The 8,646-nt window shown below is 71.3% G+C and carries 8 protein-coding genes; 2 read left to right on the top strand and 6 right to left on the bottom strand.

From position 1 onward, the window contains the following. Nucleotides 1-105: 105 nt before the first annotated feature. On the bottom strand, nt 106-546 hold the full coding sequence (locus ABD211_RS09235; protein ID WP_344128351.1) for a peptidoglycan-binding domain-containing protein: 441 nt from the start codon (nt 544-546) through the stop codon (nt 106-108). A 224-nt stretch (nt 547-770) separates the two neighbouring features. Between ABD211_RS09235 and ABD211_RS09230 the strand changes: the two genes are divergently transcribed. Next, a complete protein-coding gene (locus ABD211_RS09230) occupies nt 771-3,008 on the top strand; it encodes a serine hydrolase (RefSeq protein WP_344128349.1) in 2,238 nt (745 codons plus the stop codon). Between the two features lie 64 nt (nt 3,009-3,072). Here the strand turns inward: ABD211_RS09230 and ABD211_RS09225 are convergent, their stop codons facing one another. Both ABD211_RS09225 and ABD211_RS09220 read right to left on the bottom strand, forming a co-directional pair. After that, nucleotides 3,073-3,450 (bottom strand): hypothetical protein, encoded by a 378-nt coding sequence (locus tag ABD211_RS09225; RefSeq protein ID WP_344128347.1) that lies wholly within the window; start codon nt 3,448-3,450, stop codon nt 3,073-3,075. A 9-nt stretch (nt 3,451-3,459) separates the two neighbouring features. Continuing rightward, complete coding sequence (locus ABD211_RS09220; RefSeq protein WP_344128345.1) at nt 3,460-4,902, bottom strand: SDR family NAD(P)-dependent oxidoreductase; 1,443 nt, start codon at nt 4,900-4,902, stop codon at nt 3,460-3,462. Nucleotides 4,903-5,057: 155 nt separating this feature from the next. Here ABD211_RS09220 and ABD211_RS09215 point away from each other — a divergent pair, with 155 nt between their 5' ends. Further along, nucleotides 5,058-6,026, top strand: coding sequence for a LuxR family transcriptional regulator (locus ABD211_RS09215; protein ID WP_344128343.1), 969 nt, complete (start codon nt 5,058-5,060; stop codon nt 6,024-6,026). A 7-nt stretch (nt 6,027-6,033) separates the two neighbouring features. Here the strand turns inward: ABD211_RS09215 and ABD211_RS09210 are convergent, their stop codons facing one another. From ABD211_RS09210 to ABD211_RS09200, 3 genes are read right to left on the bottom strand one after another with little or no spacing between them, the layout of a single operon-like run. Then, nucleotides 6,034-7,938, bottom strand: coding sequence for a tetratricopeptide repeat protein (locus ABD211_RS09210; protein WP_344128341.1), 1,905 nt, complete (start codon nt 7,936-7,938; stop codon nt 6,034-6,036). A gap of 60 nt (nt 7,939-7,998) precedes the next feature. Continuing rightward, nucleotides 7,999-8,235, bottom strand: coding sequence for a hypothetical protein (locus tag ABD211_RS09205; protein ID WP_344128339.1), 237 nt, complete (start codon nt 8,233-8,235; stop codon nt 7,999-8,001). A gap of 48 nt (nt 8,236-8,283) precedes the next feature. Beyond that, a complete protein-coding gene (locus tag ABD211_RS09200; protein ID WP_344128338.1) occupies nt 8,284-8,544 on the bottom strand; it encodes a hypothetical protein in 261 nt (86 codons plus the stop codon). Nucleotides 8,545-8,646: the final 102 nt, after the last annotated feature.

Below are 8,646 nucleotides of genomic sequence, written 5' to 3'. Positions count from 1 at the left end.
CGGTTCACCGTCGACCCCGTCGCCGACCTGCACCAGCCCGTAGGGACGGGAAGTGAAAGCCGGAGGCCGGGGTCAGCTGACCCCGGCCTCCGGCTATGTCGCGCGTCAGAGCCGCTTGCACCCGCCGTTGGGGATCCAGGGGAACTTGAACGCCATGGCGGTCTGGGGCCCGTAGATCCCGTCGACCTTGACGTTCTCGGTGTCCTGGGCCTGCATCAGGGCCGTCCTGGTCTTGGGACCGAACTGCCCGTCCACCGACAGGCTCTTCTTGTAGCAGTAGTTCAGAATCCACTGCAGCTGCCGGACGTCATCACCGCTGTCGCCGTACGACAGGGTGCACAACACCGTGATCGAGCCGCCTGACCGGTACACCGGAAGCTCCAGCACGCCTCCCCCACCGTGGATGTACGGCATGAAATCCACAGCGTTGCACCGAGGGGCGGCCGCCTGCGCCGGCGAGGCGACGCCCACCGCCACAGCGGTGCCGGCCACGACCGCGGCGACGCCGGCCGCCCAGCGAGGTGCGGCACCTCTCAGATCGAACATGCTCAGGGCCTCCATTCAGGAACGCATGGCGCACACCGCATACATGCGGATTTCGGCGCACGTGTCGCCGGTAGGGTAGCCCGCCCTCACATCGACGCGTTGACCCATATCGCGCGGTTTCCAGCATGTGTCCAACCGTGTCCAGCATCGGCGGCGACGCCACGATCCGGCTGCCAGACTCCCCGGCACGGCATCAACCCCGGTCCATATCTGGAGGACACCGCATGACTGAACGACCCAGCCCTGCCCTTTCCCGGCGTCAGGTGCTGCTCGGCGCGGGAGCGGCCTCGGTCGCGATCGCCGTACCCGGAATGGCTTCGCCCGCCGCAGCGGCGCCACGGTCCGCTCCGGCGCGGCTGGCCGCCGGCGAAGCGATGGTGGCCACGCACGACCGCAGCCACGCCGATTTCCAGAACCAGTGGAACACGCTGGTGCCCCAGGGCTACCGGCCGATCTCGCTGTGCGTGTACGGCGACCGGAGCGCGCCGCTGTACGCGGCCGTGTGGATCCAGCGCGGCGGGCAGCCGTTCGCCGGGATCCACGGCGCCACCGCGGCGCAGTTCCAGACCTTCTTCGACACATGGGCGGCCCAGGGGTACACCCCGGTGCTGCTGACCGCCACGGGGCCGGCGAGCAACCCGGTGTTCGCCGCCGTGATGGAGCGCTCGAGCAGCGGCGTGTCGCTCACCCGGCACCTGCTGCGGACCGGTTCGAACACCGACTCCGGCACGATCGACTACTGGTTGGCCCAGGCCCGGACCAACAACTGGATCCCCCGCTGCATCGCGCCGTACGGCACCGCCGCCGACCGGCGCTTCGCCATCGTGCTCGACCCCAACCCGACCCGGGAGCTGTGGTCGGTCGCCGGCTGGTGGGGCGAGAGCTCCAGCGACTACCAGCAGCGCTACAACGCCCAGGCGCAGCAGTGGGCGCGGCCCGCCCTGGTGTCGGTCAACCCGGACGCCACCTACACCTCGGTGTTCCGCGCCGACAGCCTCGGCGCCCTGGTGGCCCGGCACAACATGACCAGCGCCGGTTACCAGGCCGAGTACAACACCCTGGTCGGTCAGGGCTACTACCCGATCCACGTACAGGCCGGCGGGCCGGCCGGCAGCACCCGGTTCGCCGCGCTGTTCGCCACCCGGGACATCCCGGCCACGCGGGCGTACACGCAGACCGGCACGTACGTGGCGGCGTTCGCGGCGGTCGACAACAAGGTCCGCCAGTTCATGAGCAGTACGGGCACCCGCGCCGTCGGCGTCGCGATCACGCGCGGCGGGCGCCTCGTGCACGCCCGTGGTTACACCTGGGCCGAGTCGGGCTACCCCACGACCCAGCCGACCACGATGTTCCGGCTCGCGAGCTGCTCGAAGCCGCTGACGTCGATCGCGATCCACCAGCTGATCCAGCAGGGACGGCTGACCCTCAACACCACGCTGCAGTCCGTACTGGGGTTGACGGCGGCACCGGGCGGCACGATGGACTCCCGGTTCCGGAACATCACGGTGCAGCACCTGCTCACCCACACGGCCGGCTGGGACCGCAGCGAGGTCAGCGACCTCCCGTCGGTCAACACCGTCGCGGCCGCCTTCGGCCAGACGAACCTGCCGGTGACCAAGCTGCAGGTGGCGCGGTACATGGCCGGTCGGCCGCTGCAGTTCGCGCCGGGCGCCGAGCAGGAGTACAGCAACCTGGGCTACCTGATGCTGGGCCTCATCATCGAGAGGCTCCGGGGTACGGCCTACGCCACCTCCGTGCAGCAGACGATGTTCACGCCGCTCGGCCTGTCCCGGCCGCACCGCAGCATCGCCCGGCAGTCGCAGCAGCTGGCCGGCACGGTGCGCCAGCACGACACCGCGCCGGGCTGGGACGACCTGCGGATCGTGCCCAGCGCCATCGACGGGCCGGCCGCCGGGTCGTCGGCGCGGCTGCCGCTCGCCTACGGCGGTGAGGACCTGGTCCTGTTCGACGCGTTCGGCGGCTGGACGATGGCGCCGGTCGACTACGCCAAGATCCTCGCGTCCTTCGCCATCGGCAACGCCAACCCGCTGCTCACCCAGGCGACCGTGAACGCGATGTGGACGGTGCCGTCCCTGTACGCCTCGGCGACCGACGTCGAGCTACCGAACTACGCGAACGGCTGGAACTCCTGGAACGAGGCGGGCGGCGTCCGGGGGTTCGAGCACGGCGGCGGCATGCCCGGCGTGGCCACCCGGATCGTGTACCGCACGGACGGCTGGGGCTACGCCATCTTCGCCAGCGGCGGGGGCGTGCCGGACATCTATCCGGAGGTCGCCAACGTGGCGCCGTCGGCGTGGCCGACGCACGACCTGTTCCCGTCGGTGGGCATCACGGCGTTCCCGAGCTCGGTCACCTCCGTGGCGGCGGCCGGGTCCGCGCCCGGCGACCAGCGGCCCGCCCAGCTCCGCGGCGACCGGGTGGTGAACGGGTCGGTCAGCTAGTGACGTGACGGGCGCGGCTTCGCCCGTGCCGGCCTTCGGGTGCGGGCGGAGCCGCGCCGTGCGCCTACCAGTACCTGCCGCAGTACGGCTCGAGCTTGTTGACGGCGCCCTCCAGCGCGGTGGTGTCCGCCGCCTGCAGGACCAGCTCCGGGTAGGCGGACTTGACCGTGCGGATCTGGTTCGCCTGCCTGCGCGCGACGCTGGCCAGGTTCGCGAAGGCGGTCCGCAGCGCGCCGGTGGTCGACGCCTGGGACGCGGCCGTCGCGGCCGCGAACAGGTCGAGCAGCCGCGCCGACGACTCGATCCTGGCGTCGTCGATCTCATCCTTCGTGCCGTCGGATGCCACCACCGCCAGGGCCATCAGGCCGGCGACGCCGCGCTCCAGCGGCGTCTTGACCTTGGTGCACACGGCCCGTTCGGCTGCGGCAGCCGGTCCCGCCACGCGCGGGACCTACCACGCGGACTTGGCGTAGTCCTTCAGGAAGCAGCCGTAGAGGTCCTCGCCGAGCTCGCCGCGCACGATCGGGTCGTAGACCCGGGCCGCGCCGTCCACCAGGTCCAACGGGGCGCGGAAGCCCTCGTCGGCCAGCCGCATCTTCGTGTGGTGCGGCCGTTCGTCGGTGATCCAGCCGGTGTCGACGCTGGTCATCAGGATGCCGTCGGTGAGCATCTCCTGGGCGCTGGTGCGGGTGAGCATGTTCAGCGCCGCCTTGGCCATGTTGGTGTGCGGGTGCCCCGGTCCCTTGTAACCCCGGCTGAACTGCCCCTCCATCGCGGACACGTTCACGACGTACTTGCGCCGCGCCGGCGACGCCGCCATCGCCGCACGGAGCCGGCTGACCAGCAGGAACGGCGTGGTGACGTTGCACAGCTGCACTTCGAGCATCTCGATCGGGTCGACCTCCTGCACCACCTGCACCCAGCTGTTGCTGTGCACCAGGTCGGGCACCAGGCCGCCGGCGTCGATCGCGGTGCCCGCGGCGATGCGGTCGGGCGCGGCCGAACCGGCGGTCAGCGCGAGCGCGGTCACCGCGTGCGCCGACATGCTCGCGGCCGGCGCACCCTGGGTGAGGGCCAGGCTGGCCAGCGACGTCGGGGAGGCGCCGCCGGCCGGGGCGAGGCTGATCATCTCGGGCAGGTCACCGGCGGGCAGGGCCGCCGATTCGGCGGCCACCAACTGCGCATAGGCCCCGGGAGTACGCCGTACCGTCTGCGCCGCGTTGTTGATCAGAATGTCGAGCGGGCCCTCGGCGGCGACCGAGTCGGTGAGGGCGATCACCTGGGACGGGTCGCGCAGGTCGATGCCGACGATCCGCAGCCGGTGCAGCCACTCGGCGCTGTCGGGCATCGCGGCGAAGCGGCGCACCGCGTCGTTGGGAAAGCGCGTGGTGATCGTGGTGTGCGCGCCGTCGCGCAGCAGCCGCAGGGCGATATACATGCCGATCTTCGCCCGGCCCCCGGTCAGCAGCGCCCGGCGCCCGGTCAGGTCCGTACGGGCGTCGCGGCGGGCGTGGTTGAACGCGGCGCAGGTCGGGCACAGCTGGTGGTAGAACGCGTCCACCTCGTGGTAGCGCTCCTTGCAGATGTAGCAGGGACGCGCCCGGGTGTACGTGCCCGCCGAAGCGCCGGCCGTCGGCGTGGAGAGCGGCAGCCCCTGCGTCTCGTCGTCGATGCGACCCGGGGCGCCGGTCGCGGTGGCCGAGATCACAGCCCGGTCGGCGGCGCTGATCTCCGCCCGGCGTTCGGCCTTACGGCGCTGTTTGACCGTTTTGAAGAGTCGGGCGGTGGCGGCCCGGACCAGCACCGCGTCGGGGTGCTCGATGGGAAGGTCGTCCAGCTTGGCCAACACCTGGAGGCAGATCTCCAGGTGCTCCCGATCGATGTGCTCAGTCACCCTGAAACTGTACGTACCGATCGTGGCCAGCACTAACTTTGTATTCCAGGTCACGAGCCGGTCACGCAACGCGAGGGCAGAAGTATGGCGCGCATTGCAGGCAACCTGGCACGCATCGCACAGTCGTCGCCGCGCTGAATCGCAATCATGGCGACATGCTGGACGCGTTAGGGCTCTCCGCGCAGGACGAGGCCGTCTACACCGCCGTCCTGCGGCTGCCGCACCTGGGCGTCGCCGGTCTGGCCGAACACCTGTCGCTCACCGAGGCGGACGTGCGCGCGGCGCTGGAGAACCTCATCGACCTGGCGCTGATCCGGACCGGCCCGGCGGGAGCGCTCCAGGCGGTCCGGCCCCAGGCCGGTCTCACGGCGCTGTTACTCAAAGCGGAAGCCGAGATCGCCACCCGGCAGCACCAGATCGAGGCCACGCGGGCGGCCGTCGCGGCCATCGCGACGGCGTACCACGCCCACGACACGCGCGAGTCGGTCACCCGCCTCGACGACATCGACGTCGTACGGGAACGGCTGGTCGAACTCGCCGCCGGCGCACAGGTCGAATGCGCCTCCTTCACGCCCGGCGGTGCCCAGTCCGCGGCGACCATCGCCGCCGAGGCGCCGCTGAACCGGCAGGCGCTCCAGCGCGGGGTGCGGATCCGGAACCTTTATCAGGACAGCTTCCGCAACGACCCGGTCACGCTGGCCCACGCCCGCGAGATGGCCGGGCACGGCAGCCAGAGCCGGACCGTCGCCTCCCTCCCCCTGCGGATGGTCATCGTCGACCGGCGGACCGTGCTGATACCGATCGACCCGGACAACCCCGGGGCGGGGGCGGTGGAGATCGAGACCCCCGGCATCGTCCGCGCGATGTGTGCCCTGTTCGAGCACGTGTGGTCCACCGCCACCCCGATCGGCGACGACCCGCCCCGCGACGACCGGGGCCTCAGCCCTCAGGAACGCGAACTGCTGCGGCTGCTCAGCATCGGCCACACCGACGAGTACGCGGCACGTCAGCTGGGCGTCTCGCTGCGCAGCGTGCAGCGGATGATGGCGTTGGTCAGCGAACGGGTGGGCGCGTCCAGCCGCTTCCAGGTCGGCGTCGAGGCGTGCCGGCGCGGCTGGATCTGACGGTGGGTCAGGCGCCCGGGGATCGGGCGGTGGACGCCTCCTCGAGGAGGCCACGGACGCAGGCGGCGTGGCGGCGTGCCAGCTCGGCCCGGTCAACGTCGTCGTACCGGGCCGCGTGCTGGTAGTCGGCGATCGCCCGGCGCCATGAGCCGTTCGACTGGTGCAGGTACCCACGGTTGAGGAACGCGGCCGCGTCCGGGTGGCTGGTCGCGCACCGGTCGGCGTCGCGCAGCGCCTCGCCCACGTTCCCCTTGGCGAACCAGACGGTGCTGCGGTTCTTCAACGCGGCGGCGTGGGACGGGTCGCGTACCAGCGCCGCGGAGAAGTCCGACAGGGCCGCGTCCAGGGCACCCCGTGCGTACTTCACAAGGCCCCGGACGCACAGCAGGTCGGGGTGGCCGGGAGACGTGCGCAGCCCGATCTCCGCGTCCTGGCCGGCCTCGGTCAGCCTGCCCGCCCGGTAGTGCTGGGCGGCCCGGTTCAATCGGGCGGAGACGTAGCCTGAATCAAGATCCAATGCGAGGGTGTACTCGCGCAGGGCCTGATCAGGGTCGCCAAGTGCCGCGCAGGCGAGCCCGGCGTTGAAGTGCATCTCCGGGCGCGGCGGGCCGGCCTGGATGGCCAGCCGGTAGTCCGCCAGGGCCGCCCGCTGGTCGCCGTGGGCACGGTAGGCGTTGCCGCGCTCGAAGTGCAGCACCGAGGTGAACGGCTCCAGCGCGATCGCCCGGGTGAACGCGGCAATGGCGAGATCGAACCGCTTCAGCGCCAGATAGGCCCGGCCCTGGTTCTGGAAGAAGATGGGACTCTCGGCCTGCTCACGCTCCGGGCACAACCGGCGGATGTCGGCCAGCCCTTCGTCCAACAGGCGCAGCGCCTCGTCCGCACGCCGGGCCCGGACGGCCAGCAGCGCCCGGAAGTTCTTGTCCAGGAAGATGCGGTTTCCGATCTCGCTGGGGCCCTGCGGCGCGCGGTCCAGGTATCCGATAGCGAGCTCCAGGTGCTCCGCCGCGGCGCGGTAGTCGCGTTGATCTGCCGGGCTGAACCGGGCGTGGATGATGGCCCGCGTGTAGCTGCAGATCATCCGGGTCACCGGGTCCGCACCGGCGGACAGGTGCGCGGCACAGACCGCCTCGGCCTCGTCGAGGCGGCCGAGCAGCAGCAGCGCGCCGACCGTCACGCCGCACAGGGTGCGTGCGGTGGCGGCGTCGTCGGGTGCGGCGTACCGGGCGGCGACGCGCGCGCAGTGCAGCGCGGCCTCGTAGAACCCGACCGCCAGGTAGTGCTCCGCCGCGCCGGTGAACGCGCGGAGGGCGACGTCCGCGGGCGTCGGGCCGCGTTCCAGGTGGTGCAGGGCGATGCCGAGTCGGTTGCGGGTCATCGGATCCTCGGCCAGGGCCTCGTGTTCCCCGCGCGACGGCCGTGCCGCCGCGCCCGGATCGGCCTTGTCGCGGCGATCGTGCCGGATGACCTCGACCAGGCGCGGGTCGGCGCGCCGCGCGAGGATCTCCACGAACTCCGCCTGGAGCGGGTCCGCCCACGCCAGGTTGGTGAACGCCAGCCGCAGGGCCGGGGCCCCGGCCAGCCCGGACCGCCAGCGCAGGATCAGGCTGACCACACCGTGCGCCAGCCACGTCGGGCGGTCGGCTGGGTGGAGCCCTTCGTCGCGGAGCCCCTGGGCGAAGGGGACGCCGCCCGCCTCCCCCATGACCTCGACGAGGTCGGGGAACGCGTCGAGCACGCCCGCGTGGGTGTCCGGCGCGAGCGTGACGAGGCTGCGCGCGAACTCGCGGACGAGGTCCGGACGGTCCCGGCAGATGTCGGGGAACAGCACCCGCAGCAGCTCGTTGCAGCCCACGTACGGGTACAGCCCGTACGCGTGGCAGTCGATGACGATGGTGTCGGGTTCGGGCACGGCTCTCCTCCTTGGAAGGAAAACGCGCTGGCCCGAGGTCCGGGCCAGCGCGTCGACGGATCAGGCGCCCGGGAAACAGACCTCGCCGAACGCCGGCTTTGCCGTGGTCACGTCCTCCGGAGCCTGCACCGACAGGGCGTCGGCGCCCGGGCCCGCCTCCACGGCCGGGGTGTCGATGATGGTGGCCGACGACGCGACCGCCGCGGCGATGGCGGGGGCAGCGACACCGGCGCCGAGGGCGGCGGTCGAGAGCGCACCGACGACTCCGGCGATGGCACGCGGCTTGACGACATTCATGGTCTGGTCCTTTCCAGAATTGGCCACGGGGAAATAGGGCCCGGAGGGTCAGACGACCCGCCAGTAATGCAGTTCCGACTCGCTCGCGATAACCGCGCCGACAAGGTTCGTGAGCGTTTGCCGAGCGTCGTACATCGAACAGGCCATAAGAAAACCGAAGATGGCCATCTCGTTGAAGCGTTCCCGGACGGCGAGGTGCTCCACCCGGTGTGCGGCAGTGATGTGCAGGTTGAGGAGCTCGGTGAGACGCGTCGCCGAGATGGTCAGCGGACCGGCCACCGGGGCGATCCAGACCACCACGAGCGTCACCAGCCGAAACCCTCCACGCGTGGTGCGCCGGTGTCCGGGTTCATTCGAGCCTCCATACACCAATCATCGCTTTGAATTCCGGCCTACTCGGAATTCCGTGCT

The organism is Luedemannella flava (genome assembly GCF_039528515.1).
GTDB classification, from domain to species: Bacteria; Actinomycetota; Actinomycetes; order Mycobacteriales; family Micromonosporaceae; genus Luedemannella; species Luedemannella flava.
This window is presented reverse-complemented; position numbering and strand designations above follow the sequence as displayed.